The organism is Pseudonocardia petroleophila, from assembly GCF_014235185.1.
GTDB classification, from domain to species: domain Bacteria; phylum Actinomycetota; class Actinomycetes; order Mycobacteriales; family Pseudonocardiaceae; genus Pseudonocardia; species Pseudonocardia petroleophila.
Map to the genome: position 1 here is coordinate 4700850 of NZ_CP060131.1, position 15293 is coordinate 4716142.

General features: G+C 74.4%; 12 protein-coding genes. 8 read left to right on the forward strand and 4 right to left on the reverse strand.

Annotated features, from left to right (window positions below; all coding sequences use genetic code 11):
* The first annotated feature begins 58 nt into the window (after window positions 1–58).
* On the forward strand, window positions 59–1987 hold the full coding sequence (locus tag H6H00_RS23170) for an ABC transporter ATP-binding protein (RefSeq protein ID WP_379539997.1): 1929 nt from the start codon (window positions 59–61) through the stop codon (window positions 1985–1987).
* A 51-nt stretch (window positions 1988–2038) separates the two neighbouring features.
* Here H6H00_RS23170 and H6H00_RS23175 read toward each other — a convergent pair whose 3' ends face one another.
* Complete coding sequence (locus H6H00_RS23175) at window positions 2039–2602, reverse strand: TetR/AcrR family transcriptional regulator (RefSeq protein WP_185717813.1); 564 nt, start codon at window positions 2600–2602, stop codon at window positions 2039–2041.
* A 109-nt stretch (window positions 2603–2711) separates the two neighbouring features.
* Here H6H00_RS23175 and egtA point away from each other — a divergent pair, with 109 nt between their 5' ends.
* From egtA to H6H00_RS23200, 5 genes are read left to right on the forward strand one after another with little or no spacing between them, the layout of a single operon-like run.
* On the forward strand, window positions 2712–4064 hold the full coding sequence (gene egtA, locus H6H00_RS23180) for an ergothioneine biosynthesis glutamate--cysteine ligase EgtA (RefSeq protein ID WP_255425330.1): 1353 nt from the start codon (window positions 2712–2714) through the stop codon (window positions 4062–4064).
* Complete coding sequence (gene egtB / locus H6H00_RS23185; RefSeq protein ID WP_185717815.1) at window positions 4061–5410, forward strand: ergothioneine biosynthesis protein EgtB; 1350 nt, start codon at window positions 4061–4063, stop codon at window positions 5408–5410. The genes egtA and egtB overlap by 4 nt, the downstream gene beginning before the upstream one ends.
* A gap of 4 nt (window positions 5411–5414) precedes the next feature.
* On the forward strand, window positions 5415–6176 hold the full coding sequence (egtC, locus tag H6H00_RS23190) for an ergothioneine biosynthesis protein EgtC (protein WP_185717816.1): 762 nt from the start codon (window positions 5415–5417) through the stop codon (window positions 6174–6176).
* A complete protein-coding gene (gene egtD, locus H6H00_RS23195; protein WP_185717817.1) occupies window positions 6173–7141 on the forward strand; it encodes an L-histidine N(alpha)-methyltransferase in 969 nt (322 codons plus the stop codon). Before egtC ends, egtD begins: the two co-directional genes overlap by 4 nt.
* A 20-nt stretch (window positions 7142–7161) precedes the next feature.
* Entirely contained in the window at window positions 7162–7617 is a 456-nt protein-coding gene (locus tag H6H00_RS23200; protein WP_255425331.1) for a cupin domain-containing protein, read from the forward strand.
* A gap of 87 nt (window positions 7618–7704) precedes the next feature.
* Here the strand turns inward: H6H00_RS23200 and H6H00_RS23205 are convergent, their stop codons facing one another.
* Window positions 7705–8898 carry an FAD-dependent monooxygenase gene (locus H6H00_RS23205; protein WP_185717818.1) on the reverse strand — a complete coding sequence of 398 codons (1194 nt, stop codon included), beginning with the start codon at window positions 8896–8898 and terminating at the stop codon, window positions 7705–7707.
* A gap of 113 nt (window positions 8899–9011) precedes the next feature.
* On the opposite strand from H6H00_RS23205, the gene H6H00_RS23210 reads away from it, so the two are divergent.
* Window positions 9012–10010: a TetR/AcrR family transcriptional regulator C-terminal domain-containing protein gene (locus H6H00_RS23210; RefSeq protein ID WP_185717819.1), complete on the forward strand. Its 999-nt coding sequence runs from the start codon at window positions 9012–9014 to the stop codon at window positions 10008–10010.
* 48 nt (window positions 10011–10058) lie between these two features.
* On the opposite strand, the gene H6H00_RS23215 is transcribed toward H6H00_RS23210, so the two are convergent.
* On the reverse strand, window positions 10059–10769 hold the full coding sequence (locus tag H6H00_RS23215) for a sulfite exporter TauE/SafE family protein (RefSeq protein ID WP_185717820.1): 711 nt from the start codon (window positions 10767–10769) through the stop codon (window positions 10059–10061).
* Window positions 10770–10948: 179 nt separating this feature from the next.
* The gene (locus H6H00_RS23220; protein WP_185717821.1) at window positions 10949–13756 is read right to left on the reverse strand and encodes an aconitate hydratase; all 2808 of its coding nucleotides are present in this window, start codon (window positions 13754–13756) and stop codon (window positions 10949–10951) included.
* A 233-nt stretch (window positions 13757–13989) separates the two neighbouring features.
* On the opposite strand from H6H00_RS23220, the gene H6H00_RS23225 reads away from it, so the two are divergent.
* Window positions 13990–15291 carry a C40 family peptidase gene (locus H6H00_RS23225; protein ID WP_185717822.1) on the forward strand — a complete coding sequence of 434 codons (1302 nt, stop codon included), beginning with the start codon at window positions 13990–13992 and terminating at the stop codon, window positions 15289–15291.
* Window positions 15292–15293 lie beyond the last annotated feature (2 nt).

Genomic DNA, 15293 nt, shown 5'->3' on the forward strand with positions numbered 1-15293 from the left:
GTTGTCCGACGCAACCGTGTAGGTGGAGGTGGTGCCCGTGGAACGGCCCGTCGGGATGATGAGCAAGGTGGCGGCCGGGGTGGACGCGCCGCGGTCGGTCGCACCCGGGACGATCCCGCGGATCTGGCGCTTCGCCGCCCCCTACCGCGGCTGGCTGCTGGCGTTCCTGCTGCTCACCGTCGTGATGGCGACCATCGGCGTCGCGACGCCGGTGCTCGCGGGGCAGGTCGTCAACGCGATCGTCGGGGGCGGCACGGCGTCGGCGGCCGCCGCGACCGTCGTCGCGCTGGCGGCGGGCATCGCGGGACTGGCGATCCTCGAGGCGGTCACCGGGCTGGCGTCGCGGTGGTTCTCCTCCCGCATCGGCGAGGGCCTGATCGTCGACCTGCGCAAGGCCGTCTACACCCACGTCCAGACGATGCCGGTGGCGTTCTTCACCCGGACCCGCACCGGGGCGCTGGTCAGCCGGCTCAACAACGACGTCATCGGGGCGCAGTCGGCGATCACCTCGACGCTGGCGACGGTGCTGTCCAACTCGATCCAGCTCGCCCTCGCGCTCGGGGTGATGCTGACGCTGGCCTGGCAGGTCACGCTGCTGGCCCTGCTGCTGCTGCCGATCTTCGTGCTCCCGGCCCGGCGGATGGGGCGCACCATCGCCGACCTGCGCCGCGAGTCCGCCGACCTCAACGCCGGCATGGGCTCCCAGATGACCGAGCGGTTCTCCGCGCCCGGGGCCACGCTGGTCAAGCTGTTCGGCCGCCCCGACGAGGAGGCCGCCGACTTCGGCGAGCGGGCCGAGCGCGTCCGCGACATCGGGGTGCGCACCGCGATGGTCTCCCGCGTGTTCGTCACCGCGCTGTCGCTCGTCTCGGCGCTGGCCCAGGCCCTGGTCTACGGCCTCGGCGGCTACCTGGCCGTCACCGGGCAGATCGAGCCGGGCACGGTCGTCACCCTCGCGCTGCTGCTCACCCGCCTCTACACGCCGATGACGGCACTGGCCAACGCCCGCGTCGACGTCATGACGGCGCTGGTGTCGTTCGAGCGGGTCTTCGAGGTGCTCGACCTCGACCCGATGATCCGCGAGCGCCCCGACCCGCTCCCGCTGCCGGACGGCCCGGTCTCCGTCGCCCTGCGCGACGTCCGGTTCGGCTACCCGAGCGCGGAGCAGGTGTCGCTCGCGTCGCTGGAGGAGGTCGCGGTGCTGGACCAGCGGCCCAGCGAGGAGGTGCTGCACGGCGTCGACCTGGAGGTGGGCGCCGGGCAGCTGCTGGCGCTCGTCGGGTCGTCGGGGGCGGGGAAGTCGACGATCGCCTCGCTCGTGCCGCGCCTCTACGACGTCGACTCCGGGGCGGTGACGCTGTCCGGCGTCGACGTGCGCGACCTGGCCTTCGCCGACCTGCGCGGCGCGGTCGGCGTCGTCACCCAGGACGGGCACCTGTTCCACTCCTCGATCGCGGAGAACCTGCGCTACGCGAAGCCGGACGCCACCGACGCCGAGATCGTCGAGGCCCTGCGCCGCGCGCGGCTCGGCGAGCTGTTCGAGAGCCTGCCCGACGGGCTCGACACGGTGGTGGGGGAGCGCGGGTACCGGCTCTCCGGCGGTGAGCGCCAGCGCCTGACGATCGCGCGGCTGCTGCTGGCCCGCCCGCGCGTGGTGATCCTCGACGAGGCGACGGCGCACCTGGACTCGGAGTCGGAGTCGGCGGTGCAGGAGGCGCTGGTGGAGGCCCTGTCCGGGCGCACGGCGATCGTCATCGCCCACCGCCTGTCGACGGTGCGCCGCGCCGACACGATCGCGGTCGTCGAGCACGGGAGGGTCGTGGAGAGCGGCACGCACGAGGAGCTGATCGCCGCGGGCGGCCGGTACGCGGTGCTGCACCGGACCCAGTTCGCGCAGCAGCCCGACCCGGACCCGCCGCACGACGGGATCGAGTGCGGCATCGACGGCTGCACCGTGCGGCACAGCGAGGAGCACCTGGTCCGCTGAGGGGTCGTGCGCGGGAACGGCGGCCAGGGCCGCCGTTCCCGCGCACGGGCTCTATCTCCGGACCGCGGTCTCCACCAGGTCGAGCACCGGGCCGAGGTCGTCGGCGGACAGGCCCATCGCGAGGTGCGACACCAGCCCTTCCATCACCAGCTCGAGGTACTGCGCGAGCACCGCGACGGGCACGTCGTCGCGCACCGCCCCGGCCCGGGCCTGGCGCTCCAGGCGGGCGCGGGTGGCGCGGGTCAGCGCCGCGGAGTGCGCGCTCCAGCGCTCGCGGAACTCCGGCTCGGTGCGCAGCCGCCGCGACACCTCCAGCCGGGTGCCCAGCCAGCTGCGCTCGTCGACGGGATCGGCCAGGAGGTTGCGCATGACCTGCACCAGGCCGTCGGCGGCGACGACGTCGGCCATCCGCTCGGCGTCCTGCTCGGCCAGCGCCAGGAACAGGGCGTCCTTGTCGCGGAAGTAGTGGAAGATCGCGCCGCGGGACAGGCCGGTGGACTGCTCCAGCCGCCGGACGGTGGCGCCCTCGTAGCCGTGCCGCGCGAAGCAGGTGCGGGCCCCGTCGAGGATCTCCTGGCGCCGCGCCGCGAGCTGGTCGGTGCTGACGCGGGGCATCGCACCAGGATAGCCACCCAGACGTACGTACGGCTTGGGAAGGATGTCACGAGTTCGTTCGCCGCAGCACCCCTGCGCGCGGCCCGGCGCGCGGGTAGCGTCGTTCCGCGTGAGTCAGGACGTGTCCTCGGGGATCGACGAGGCGAGGGAAGCAGATCCGGTTCGTCCGGATCCGGGTCCGTCGGTGCTGCGCGACTGCGCCGACGCCGAGGCCTACGTCGCGTCGGTCTGCTTCAAGCACGGGCCGCCGCGGCTGATCGGCGTCGAGCTGGAGTGGCTGCTGCACCGCCGGGCGGTGCCGGACGGCCCCCTCGACGTCGACACGCTCGTGGCCGCACTCGGCCCGCACGCCCCCACGACCCTCGATCCCGCGTCACCGGCCCGCCCGCTCCCGGCCGGGTCCTCCGTCACCGTCGAGCCCGGCGGCCAGGCCGAGCTGGCCAGCCCGCCGTTCCCCGACCTCCCGGGCCTGCTGCGCGCGGTCCGCACCGACAGCGCGGCCCTGCTGGGCCGCCTCGCCGCCCGCGGCCTGCAGCCGCACCCCCGGGCCGCCGACTCGCTGCGTCCTCCCGTGCGCCTGCTGCAGGTGCCGCGCTACCGCGCGATGGAGCAGTCCTTCGACCGCACCGGCCCCTACGGCCGCAGCGCGATGTGCTCGACCGCCGCGGTCCAGGTCTGCGTCGACACCGGGGAGGGCGCCGACGCGGCCCGCCGCTGGGCGGCCGTGCACGCCGTCGGGCCGGTGCTGCTCGCCGCGTTCGCCAACTCGCCGGTCCTGCACGGGCGGCGCACCGGCTGGAAGTCCTCGCGCTGGGCGGCGTGGCAGGCCTGCGACCCGGCGCGCACCGGCCCTCCGCCGCTGCACGACACCGACCCCGACGTCGATCCCGCACCGGCGTGGGCGCGTCGCGTCGTGGCGAGCCCGCTGCTGTGCGTCCGGAGCGCGGGCACGTGGACGGTGCCCCGCGGCGTCACCTTCGGCGACTGGGTGAACGGCGCGCTGCCCACCCCGCCCACCACCGCCGACCTCGACTACCACGTCTCCACGCTGTTCCCGCCGGTCCGCCCGCACGGGTTCCTGGAGATCCGCTACGTCGACGCCCAGCCCGGCGACGGGTGGGCGCTGCCCACCGCCGTCCTGGCCGCGGTGCTCGCCGACCCGGCCACCGTCGACCGGGTGCTGGAGCTGTGCGAGCCCGCCCGCGGCCGCTGGGTCTCCGGGGCCCGCCACGGCCTCGACGACCTCGTGCTCGCCCGCGCGGCCGCCGGCGTGTTCACCCTCGCGCTGGACCGGCTACCCGGTCTGGGCGCGCCGCGGTGGGTGCTCGACGCGCTCACCACCATGACCGAGCGCCACGTCCTGCGCGGGCTGTGCCCCGCCGACGACCCGGTGGCCGGCGACCTCGACGCCGTCACCGCCCCCCGTCTCGAACCGGGGATCCCGGAAGGAGAGACCGCATGACCGCCACCTCCACCCAGGACGGCGACGCCGAGGCCCTGCGCACCCGCGTGGCCGACCTGCTCGCCGCCTCCCGCGCCCGCAGCATCGCCCTCACCGACGCCGTCGACGAGGCCGACCTCGTCGCCCAGCACTCCCCGCTGATGTCGCCGCTGGTCTGGGACCTCGCGCACATCGGCAGCCAGGAGGAGCTGTGGCTGGTCCGCGACGTCGGCGGCCGCGAGCCGCTGCGCCCCGAGATCGACGGGCTCTACGACGCGTTCCAGCACTCCCGCGCGAGCCGCGTCGAGCTGCCGCTGCTCACGCCGTCGGAGGCCCGGACCTACGTCGCCGAGGTCCGGGACAAGGCCCTCGACGCGCTGGGCCGCAGCCCGCTGACCGGGCGCCGCCTGGAGCGGCACGGGTTCGCGTTCGGGATGATCGTGCAGCACGAGCAGCAGCACGACGAGACCATGCTCGCCACCCACCAGCTCCGCACCGGCGCCCCGGTCCTGCACGCGCCCGCCCCGCCCCCGGGGTCCGCGCTGCCGGCCCGCGAGGTGTACGTCCCGGCCGGGCCGTTCGAGATGGGCACCTCCGTCGAGCCGTGGGCGCTGGACAACGAGCGCCCCGCCCACACCGTCGACGTCGGCGCGTACTGGATCGACACCGCGCCCGTCACGAACGGGGAGTACGCCGAGTTCGTCGACGCCGGCGGCTACGACGACCCGCGCTGGTGGAGCGACGCCGGCTGGCGCCACCGCGTCGACGCCGGGGTGGTCGCGCCGCAGTTCTGGGAGCGCGACGCGTCCGGGGCCTGGTTCCGCGACCGGTTCGGCGTCCGCGCGCCGGTCGTCGCCGACGAGCCGGTGGTGCACGTCTGCTTCCACGAGGCCGCCGCGTACGCCCGCTGGGCCGGCAAGCGGCTGCCCACCGAGGCGGAGTGGGAGAAGGCGGCCCGCCACGACCCCGCCACCGGCCGCACCCGCCGCTACCCCTGGGGCGACGACGAGCCGACGCCCCGGCACGCCAACCTCGGCCAGCGCCACCTGCAGCCCGCCCCCGTCGGCGCGTACCCGCTGGGCGCGTCGCCGCTGGGGGTGCACCAGCTCATCGGCGACGTGTGGGAGTGGCTCGACACCGGGTTCCACCCGTACCCGGGCTACGAGACGTTCCCGTACCCGGAGTACTCCGAGGTGTTCTTCGGCGGCGACTACCGGATGCTGCGCGGCGGCTCCTTCGGTACCGACCCGTCGGCGCTGCGGTCGACGTTCCGCAACTGGGACCACCCGATCCGCCGGCAGATCTTCTCCGGCTTCCGCTGCGCGCGCGACGCCGGAGCGCGTGACGCCGCCGAGCGGGGCGCCTGACCGGGTGTGCCGACATCTGGCCTACGTCGGGCCACCGGTGACGCTGTCGTCGCTGGTCCTCGACGCCCCGCACTCGCTGCGGCACCAGTCCTACGCGCCTGCCGACATGCGCGGCGGGGGCACCGTGAACGTCGACGGGTTCGGCGCGGGCTGGTACCCCGAGCCGGGCGGTGCCGCCCTGCGCTACCGCACGTCGGTGCCGATCTGGGCCGACGACTCGTTCGCGGCCCTCGCCGCAGCCACCCGGACCGGGGCACTGCTCGCCGCGGTCCGCTCGGCCACCACGGGGATGCCGGTCACGCCGAGCGCCAACGCCCCCTTCGTCGACGGGCCGTGGCTGTTCAGCCACAACGGCCGCGTCGCGGGCTGGCCGGACGCCGTGGCCGCGCTGGCCGGCGAGCTGCCGGTCACCGACCTGCTCACCCTCGACGCCCCGACCGACGCCGCCCTGCTGTGGGCCCTGGTCCGGCGCCGGCTGCGCGCGGGCGAGGACCCGGCCGCCGTGCTCGCCGGCACCGTCACCGCGGTCGGCGCGGCGGCGCCGGGGTCGCGGCTCAACCTCCTGCTCACCGACGGCGCGACGGTCTGGGCCACCGCCTGGGACCACGCGCTGTCGCTGCGGGTCGACGACGGATCGGCGCTCGTCGCGTCCGAACCGCTCGACGACCACCCCTCCTGGACCGAGGTGCCCGACCGGCACCTGGTGGTGGCCCGCCCGGGCCGGCACCGCCTGGATCCGCTTCTGACGACAACGGGAGTCCGATGAACGCCCTGCTCGACGTCCACCTCACCGACGGCGACGCCGACCGCGCCCTGCGCGCCGACGCCGCCGCCGGCCTGACCGCCGTACCCAAGTCGCTGCCGCCCAAGTGGTTCTACGACGCCCGCGGCAGCGCGCTGTTCGAGGACATCACCGAGCTCCCCGAGTACTACCCGACCCGCACGGAGGCGGCGCTGCTCGCGCAGAGCGTCGACGAGATCGCGGCGGCCTCCGGGGCGCAGACGCTCGTCGAGCTGGGGTCGGGGTCGTCGTCGAAGACGCGGCTGCTGCTCGACGCGTTCGGGCGCACCGGGACGCTGCGCCGGTACGTGCCCCAGGACGTCAGCGAGTCGGCGCTGCGCCTGGCGATGGACGCGCTCGCCGTGGAGTACCCGGACCTGGAGCTGCACGGGGTCGTCGGGGACTTCACCCAGCACCTCGACCGGCTCCCGCGCGGGGGGCGGCGGATGGTCGCGTTCCTCGGGGGCACGATCGGCAACCTCACCCGCGACGAGCGCTACGCCTTCCTCCGGCAGCTGCGCGGGGTGCTGGAGCCGGGGGAGCAGCTGCTGCTGGGCACCGGTCTGGTCGTCGAGGAGTCGGTGATGGTGCCCGCCTACGACGACGCGGCGGGCGTGACCGCGGAGTTCAACCGCAACGTGCTGCACGTGCTCAACCGCGAGCTGCGCGCCGACTTCGACGTCGAGGCGTTCCGGCACCGGGCGCTGTGGGACGCGGAGAACAGCTGGATCGAGATGCGGCTGGTGGCGCAGCGGGCGATGACGGTGCGGGTCGCCGAGCTGGACCTGACCGTCGAGTTCGCCCAGGGGGAGGAGATGCGCACCGAGATCTCCACGAAGTTCCGCCCCGACGGCGTGGCCGAGGCGCTGGAGGACACCGGCTACGCGGTGACCCGCACCTGGACCGACCCCGACGACCGCTTCGCCCTGACGCTGGCCACCGCCGTGTGATCCCGGGCAGGATCTCGGGCGTGAGCACCGACTGGCGAGACGACGGCGTCCGGGTGATCCCGCCCGACGCCCTCGACACGAACACCCCGCAGACCCCCGGCATGCACCGGGCCGCCGCGGTCACCCACGCGCGGGCCGGGGCGGAGAAGCTGTGGGCGGGCACCGTGACCATCCATCCCGGTGCCCGCACCGGCGCCCACCACCACGGCGAGCTGGAGAGCGTGATCTACGTGGTGCGGGGCCGGGCCCGGATGCGCTGGGGCGAGAACCTGGAGTTCGTCGCGGAGGCGGGGCCGGGCGGGTTCATCTTCGTGCCGCCGTGGGTGCCGCACCAGGAGATCAACGCCCTCGACGACGAGCCGCTGGAGTGCGTGCTGACCCGCAGCGGGCAGGACCCGGTGGTGGTCAACCTCGAGATCGAGGGCGTGGCGGAGCCGGAGCACGTGCCCTGGGTCGACCCGCTGCACCGGGCCTGACCGATCCCGCCCCGCGGCTGGTCCGTCGCCCTCCAGAAGTCAACGACTCATTGACGCCGTCGTTCCGGCAGCGGTTCGTTGACGAGATCAGACCGCGGCGGCGAGAGCCGTGTAGTCGGGCAGGTCGATGGCGTCGGCCTTCGCGAACTGCCGCTCCAGCAGCGGACGCACGGGCCGGCGGGTCATCGCCCGCAGGGCCGCCGCCCCCGCGCGGATGGCCAGGCGGCTGTTCGGGGCGTACCCGCCGACCCCGCCGGGCGGGAGCGTCTGGGCCTGCGCGACGTAGGGCCGGAGCACCCGCTCGTAGCGGTCGAACGCGACGCGGTGGTCGCCGCCCGCCGCGGCGAGCTCGCCCGCCAGCACGTACGCCCCGACCAGGGCGAGGCTCGTGCCCAGACCGGTCAGGGGAGTGGGGCAGTAGCCCGCGTCCCCGAGGAGCACCACCCGCCCGCGCGACCAGCGGGGCATGTGGACCTGTGACACGGCGTCGACGGCGAGGTCCGGGGCGTCCCGCATGGCCTCGACCAGCCACCCCGCCCGCCACCCGACGCCCGCGAACCGGGCCGCGAACTCCTCGACCCACTCCGCGGGCTCCCGGCGGTCCGTCGACGCCGTCCGGAAGCTCAGCTCGGCCTTCGACTCGTGCGGCAGGCGGCCGGGCCGCAGCGACGCGACGAGGCCGGGCGCGCGGTGCGTGAGGTACCAGCCGTCGAGGTCGGGTGCGGCGGGTGCGGTGAACCAGGCGGTGCGCAGGCCCAACGGGCGGACGCCGCCGTCGCCGAAGGTCAGGGTCCGGACGGCGGAGTGCAGGCCGTCGGCGCCGACCACCAGCCCGACGCGGCGCGGCGGCGCGTTCTCGAAGGTGACGGTGACCCCGTCGGCGTCCTCGTCCAGGCCGGTGATCGTGTCGCCGTGGACGTGCTCGACGTCCGGGCCCGCGCCGGCCAGCACCGCGGCGAGGTCGCCGCGCAGGATCTCGTGCGCGGAGACGATGCCCTCGCCGCCGAACGCCTCGACGGGCATCCGGGCGGTCACCCGGCCGTCGGCGTCGACCCACGCGATGCCCCTCTGGTGGAGGGTGACCTCGCGGAGCCGGTCGGTGAGCCCCATCCGCGCGACGACGGTGCGTCCCGCGCCGCGCAGGTCGACGGCCTGGCCGCCGGTGCGCGGGGCGGGCGCCCGCTCCACGACGGTGGCCCGGAAGCCGTACCGGGTGAGCCAGTGGGCGAGCGCCGGGCCGGCGATGCCGCCGCCGGACACGATGATGTCGGTGTTCTGCATGGCCCGTAACGTACGACGTACACGGTGTTCTAGCAAGTGCGTTTTACGAGCTCAGAGACCTGATCGTACTAGTGCACTGGCCATCCGGCGAGCCGTGCTGTACTAGTACAGGGGTGACGACGACGGGTTCTGCGGCCATCACCGGTGAGCTGCGCAGGCGGATCCTGTCCGGGGAGCTGGCGCCGGGGGAGCGGGTGCCGTCGACGCGGGCGATCACGCGCGAGTGGGGCGTCGCCATCGCCACCGCGAGCCGGGTCCTCGCGGCGCTGCAGGCCGAGGGGCTGGTGCGGGCCGTCCCGGGCGTCGGCACGGTCGTCGCGGCCCCCGCGGACCCGTCGGCCCCCACCGAACCCGGTGTCGCGGCACCGCCGTGGGCCCGGTCGAGGGCGCCCGCCACCGACCGCGCGGTCCCGGAGCCGGTCCTCACGCCCGAGCGGATCGTCGGCGCGGCGGTGCGGGTCGCCGACGTCGAGGGGCTCACGGCGGTGTCGATGCGCCGGGTCGCGGCCGACCTCGGGGTCGTGCCGATGGCGCTCTACCGGCACGTGGGCGACAAGGACGACCTCGTCGTGCGGATGCTCGACGCGGCGCTGGGGGAGTGGCGCCCGCCCGTCGACGCCCCGGCCGGGTGGCGGCCGCGCGTCGAGGTCGCGGTGCGGGCGCTGTGGGCGGGGTTCCGGCGCCATCCGTGGCTGGCGCACGCGCTGTCGATCACCCGGCCGCAGCTGATCCCGGCGGGCATGGCGTACTCGGAGTGGGTGCTGTCCGCGCTCGACCCGCACCTGGAGCCGACGGAGGCGTTCGACGTCCACCTCATGCTGATCAACTTCGTGCGCGGCACGGCGGTGGGGCTGGAGTCCGAGCGCGACGCCGAGGCCGCGTCGGGGCTCGACAACGAGGAGTGGATGGCCGAGCAGGAGCCCGCCCTGCTCGCGCTCGTGTCGTCGGGGGACTTCCCGCACCTGCAGCGGATGGTGTCCGGGGAGTACGACCTCGACGTCGACGCCCTGTTCGAGCGGGGCCTGCGCCTGCTGCTCGACGGCCTGGCGGTGCAGTTCGACCGCAGCGCCGACGCAAGCCGCACCGCCGCCCCGCCCTGGACCCGCGCCTGAGCCGTCCGCGCCCGAGCCGCCCGCGCCCGAGCCGCCCGCGCCCGACCCTCAGCCGGTCGCGGCCTGGACCAGCAGCGCGACGGCGCCCGCCGCGGCCAGGCCCACCACCGCGGGGCGGGTCCAGCCGCGGTCGAGCAGGGGGCGGGCGGGGCCCGACAGCGCGAACCCGGCGAGCATCGGGACGAGCAGCAGCCCACCGGCCGTCAGGGCCTGGGCGGTGACCTGCCCGGCCAGCGCCAGCGCACCGATCGAGAGCAGGGTGCCCGCGGTGAAGTAGGCCGCGAGCGTGGAGCGGACGCGGGGTCCGGTGGCGGCCTGGTAGAGCAGGGCGACCGGCGGGCCCCCGATCGACGACGACGTGCCGCCGGCCCCGGACACGAACCCGGCGACGAGCAGGGCGGGCACGGTCGGGCGGGGCCGCCAGCGGATCACCGACAGGCCCGCGCACACCAGCACGGTCAGCCCGACGACGGCCACGAAGGCCCGCGGGGGGAGCGTGGACACCGCGAGCACCCCGATCCCGATGCCGGGCAGGCGCCCGAGCAGGGCCCAGCCGACGCCGGGCCAGTCGGTGTCGCCGAACTCGCGGCGCAGCGTCAGCAGGGCGTGCACCGCGGTGATCATCAGCAACGGCACGGGGACCAGCGCGGCGTCCAGGATCGCGAGCAGGGGAGCGGCCACCAGGGCCAGCCCGAACCCCACCGTCCCCTGGACGAGCGCCCCGACCGCCACCACGAGCCCCGCCACGACGACCACCACGCCCGCACGGTAGCCGCACACGGCGGTCCCGCCTCCCGGAGCGCCCCTCCCCTGATGTCAATGAGTCATTGACGCCAGCGGATCGACAATGAATCGACGACGTCGAACCGCGGCCCGGACGACGAACGGCCGCCGCTCCGGCAGGGGAGCGGCGGCCGTCGGGTCGGGCGGAGGAGGGACTAGCTGCGCAGCATGCCGCGCAGCACGTACTGCAGGATCCCGCCGTTGCGGTAGTAGTCCGCCTCGCCGGGGGTGTCGATGCGGACGACCGCGTCGAACTCGACGGTCGAACCGTCGGCCTTCGTGGCCGTCACGGCGACGGTGCGGGGTGTGGAGCCGTCGTTCAGCGCGGTGATGCCCGCGATGTCGAAGGTCTCGGTGCCGTCCAGGTGCAGCGACGACGCCGACTCGCCCGCCGGGAACTGCAGCGGGATGACGCCCATGCCGATCAGGTTCGACCGGTGGATGCGCTCGAAGGACTCCACGATCACGGCGCGGACGCCCAGGAGCGCGGTGCCCTTCGCCGCCCAGTCGCGCGAGCTGCCCGAGCCGTACTCCTTGCCCCCGAGCACCACCAGCGGGGTGCCGGCCGCGGCGTAGTTCTGCGCGGCGTCGTAGATGAACGCCTGCGGGGCGTCGTCCTGGGTGAAGTCGCGGGTGTAGCCGCCGCTCACGTCGTCGAGCAGCTGGTTCTTCAGCCGGATGTTCGCGAACGTCCCGCGGATCATCACCTCGTGGTTGCCGCGGCGGGAGCCGAAGGAGTTGAAGTCCTTCCTGTCCACGCCGTTGTCCGTGAGGTACTGGGCGGCCGGCGTGCCGGGCTTGATGGCGCCGGCCGGGGAGATGTGGTCGGTGGTGACCGAGTCGCCCAGCAGCGCGAGCACGCGGGCCCCGGAGATGTCGGTGACCGGCGAGGGCTCGGTGTCCATGCCCTCGAAGTACGGGGGCTTGCGCACGTAGGTCGACTGCGGGTCCCAGTCGAAGGTCTTGCCCTCCGGCGTGGGCAGCGACTTCCAGCGCTCGTCGCCCGCGAAGACGTCGGCGTAGTCCTTGGTGAACATCTCCTGGCTGATCGAGTCGTCGATCGTCTTCTGGACGTCGGTCGCCGACGGCCAGATGTCGCGCAGGTACACGTCGGTGCCGTCGGGGGAGGTGCCCAGCGGCTGGTTCTCGAAGTCGAAGTCCATCGTGCCCGCGAGGGCGTAGGCGATGACCAGCGGCGGCGAGGCCAGGTAGTTCATCTTGACGTCCGGGTTGATCCGGCCCTCGAAGTTGCGGTTGCCCGAGAGCACCGAGACCACGGTGAGGTCGGCCTCGTTGACCGCGGCCGAGATCTCGTCGGAGAGCGGGCCGGAGTTGCCGATGCAGGTGGTGCACCCGTAGCCGACGAGGTGGTAGCCCAGCTTCTCCAGGTACGGCCAGAGTCCGGCCTTCTCGTAGTAGTCGGTGACGACCTTCGACCCGGGGGCCATCGACGTCTTCACCCACGGCTTGACGGTCAGCCCGCGGTCGACGGCGTTCTTGGCCAGCAGCGCCGCGCCGAGCATCACCGACGGGTTCGAGGTGTTGGTGCAGCTGGTGATCGAGGCGATCACGACGGCGCCGTGGTCGAGCACGAACTCGCCGCGGCTCTCCGAGCGCACGGTGGTGGGCTTGGTCGGGCGGCCCTCGCAGCCGTCGGCCGCGGAGAACACGACGGGCTTCTCGGCGTCGTCGTCGGCGAAGGACAGGCTGGGGGAGTCGCTCGCGGGGAAGGACTCCTCGACCGACTCGTCGACCTTCGTCTCCGGCGCGGCGGCCTCGCCGCCGACGTAGTCGTGGATCGACTTGCGGAACGCCGACTTGGCGTCGGTGAGCTCGATGCGGTCCTGCGGGCGCTTCGGGCCGGCGATCGACGGGACGACCGTGGACAGGTCGAGCTCGAGGGTCTCGGAGAACACCGGCTCGCGGCTCGGGTCGTGCCAGAGGCCCTGCTCCCGGGCGTAGGCCTCGGTCAGCTCGAGCTGCTCGGCGGGGCGGCCGGTCAGCTTCATGTAGCGGATGGTCTCGTCGTCGATCGGGAAGATCGCGGCGGTGGAGCCGAACTCGGGGCTCATGTTGCCGATGGTGGCGCGGTTGGCCAGCGGCACCGCGCCGACGCCCTCGCCGTAGAACTCCACGAACTTGCCGACGACGCCGTGGCGCCGCAGCATCTCGGTGATCGTCAGCACGACGTCGGTGGCGGTGGCCCCGGCCGGGATCTCGCCGACGAGCTTGAACCCGACGACCTTCGGGATGAGCATCGAGACGGGCTGGCCGAGCATGGCCGCCTCGGCCTCGATGCCGCCGACGCCCCAGCCCAGCACGCCCAGGCCGTTGACCATCGTGGTGTGCGAGTCGGTGCCGACGAGCGTGTCGGGATAGGCCTGGCCGCCCCGGGTCATGACGACGCGCGCGAGGTGCTCGATGTTGACCTGGTGCACGATGCCGGTGCCGGGCGGGACGACCTTGAACTCGTCGAAGGCGCCCTGGCCCCAGCGCAGGAACTGGTAGCGCTCCTTGTTGCGGCTGTACTCGTAGTCGACGTTGCGCTCGAACGCGTCCGGGGTGCCGAAGACGTCGATGATCACCGAGTGGTCGATGACCAGCTCGGCGGGGGCGAGCGGGTTGACCTTCGACGGGTCCCCGCCCAGCTCGGTGACGGCCTCGCGCATGGTCGCGAGGTCGACGACGCACGGCACGCCGGTGAAGTCCTGCATGATCACCCGGGCCGGGGTGAACTGGATCTCGGTGTCCGGCTCGGCCGACGGGTCCCACCCGGCGAGCGCGCGGATGTGGTCGGCGGTGACGTTGGCGCCGTCCTCGGTGCGGAGCAGGTTCTCCAGCAGCACCTTGAGGCTGAACGGGAGCTTCTCGGACCCCTCGACGGCGGAGAGCCGGAAGATCTCGTGCTCGGCGCCGCCGGCCTGGATGGTCCCTCTCGCTCCGAAGCTGTCGGTGCTGGCCACTGATGTCCTCCTGCGGTGGTGGGCGCGGGTTCGTCGGAGTCTCGCCTACTGCACCCGCGTCGTGTGCGAGACCCCTCTCACCCCAAACAGTACGCTTGTCCGGTTAGAACGTCAGCGTGAGGTCCGCCCCAAGGGTGGAGTTCGGGGCGTCCCTGCGCGTGGCAACCCGACGACGCGGCGCGGTGGTGGCACAGTCGCCCCGTTCGGTCGGGTGATCAAGAAGGGCTGGCGGGGTGCGCGGATCCGTGCGGGTGGTCGTGGTGCTGCTGCTCGTCGCGCTGCTCGGCGGGACGTCCCCGGCGTTCGCCCAGCCGCCGCCCCCGCCGCCCAACCCCACCGACGACGAGCTGAGCTCCAGCCAGCAGGCGGTGCAGGAGCGCGCGGGCCAGGTCGGCGCGCTCACCAACCGCCTCGCCGAGCTCGACGCGCAGACCGACGACCTGCAGGCGGAGCTGGCCGGGCAGCGGGAGAACGCCGAGGCCGCGCTCGTCGACCTCGAGGCCGCGGAGGGGGCGGCCGACGAGGCCGGTCGGCGGGCCGAGGACGCGCGCGTCGCCACCGACGCGGCGACCGTCGCCATCGACCAGGCCCGGGCCCGCCTCGACGACTTCGTCACCGCGACCTACCAGGAGGGCCTCGACACCGGCCCGCTCGGCCTGCTGACCTCGTCGGAGACCCCCGAGGAGCTCGTCGCCAGGGCGGAGTTCACCGATCTCCTCGCCCGCGCCCAGCTCGCCGCGCAGGACGGGCTGGAGCGCGCGCGCGTCGACAAGGCCAACGCCGACTCGACCGCCCGCGCCCAGCTGGAGGAGGCGCAGGACCGCGAGGCCGAGGCCGCGCGGGCCAAGGAGAGCGCCGACGCCGCGTACGCCGCAGCCGACCAGGCGGCGCGCGCCCAGGCCGAGCAGCTGGCCGCCGTGCAGGCCGAGCGCGCCCAGGTCCAGGCGCTGCTCGACGCCGCCGAGTCCTCCGACGCCGGGCTGCGCGACCAGCGCGCCCGGTACGACGAGTGGCAGCGGGTCCTCGCCGAGCAGGAGGCGGAGCGGCAGCGCGCCGAGCGGCAGGCCGCGGCGGCGCGGGAGGAGGCGTCGTCCTCGGTCGCCGCCCCGCCGCGCGCGGGCGCGGGATCGGTGCAGCGGGTGATCGACCGGGCGGTGTCGCAGATCGGGGTGCAGTACGTGTGGGGCGGCGGCAACGGCCGCGGCGCCACCACCGGGATCCCCGGTCCGGCGGGCGACCCGGGCAACCGCGTCGGCTTCGACTGCTCGGGCCTCATGCTCTACGCCTTCAACGGCGCGGGCGTGTCGCTGCCGCGGGTGAGCCGCAACCAGTTCAACGCGGGCCGCAAGGTTCCGATCTCGCAGCTGCAGCCCGGCGACATGGTCTTCTACCGGAAGGGCCGCGCGCCGATCCACCACGTCGCCATGTACATCGGCGACGACCGGATGATCGAGGCCCCCTACACCGGGTCCGAGGTCCGGATCGTGCCGCTGCGCCGCAAGGACCTGGTGCCCGAGGCGACCCGGGTGCTGTAGGG

What these genes read in the sequence shown, in the direction of transcription:
- H6H00_RS23175 (WP_185717813.1), bottom strand. Translation starts at nt 2,602, where the DNA reads ATGCCCCGCGTCAGCACCGACCAGCTCGCGGCGCGGCGCCAGGAGATC.
- egtB (WP_185717815.1), top strand. Translation starts at nt 4,061, where the DNA reads ATGACCGCCACCTCCACCCAGGACGGCGACGCCGAGGCCCTGCGCACC.
- H6H00_RS23205 (WP_185717818.1), bottom strand. Translation starts at nt 8,898, where the DNA reads ATGCAGAACACCGACATCATCGTGTCCGGCGGCGGCATCGCCGGCCCG.
- egtD (WP_185717817.1), top strand. Translation starts at nt 6,173, where the DNA reads ATGAACGCCCTGCTCGACGTCCACCTCACCGACGGCGACGCCGACCGC.
- H6H00_RS23170 (WP_379539997.1), top strand. Translation starts at nt 59, where the DNA reads ATGAGCAAGGTGGCGGCCGGGGTGGACGCGCCGCGGTCGGTCGCACCC.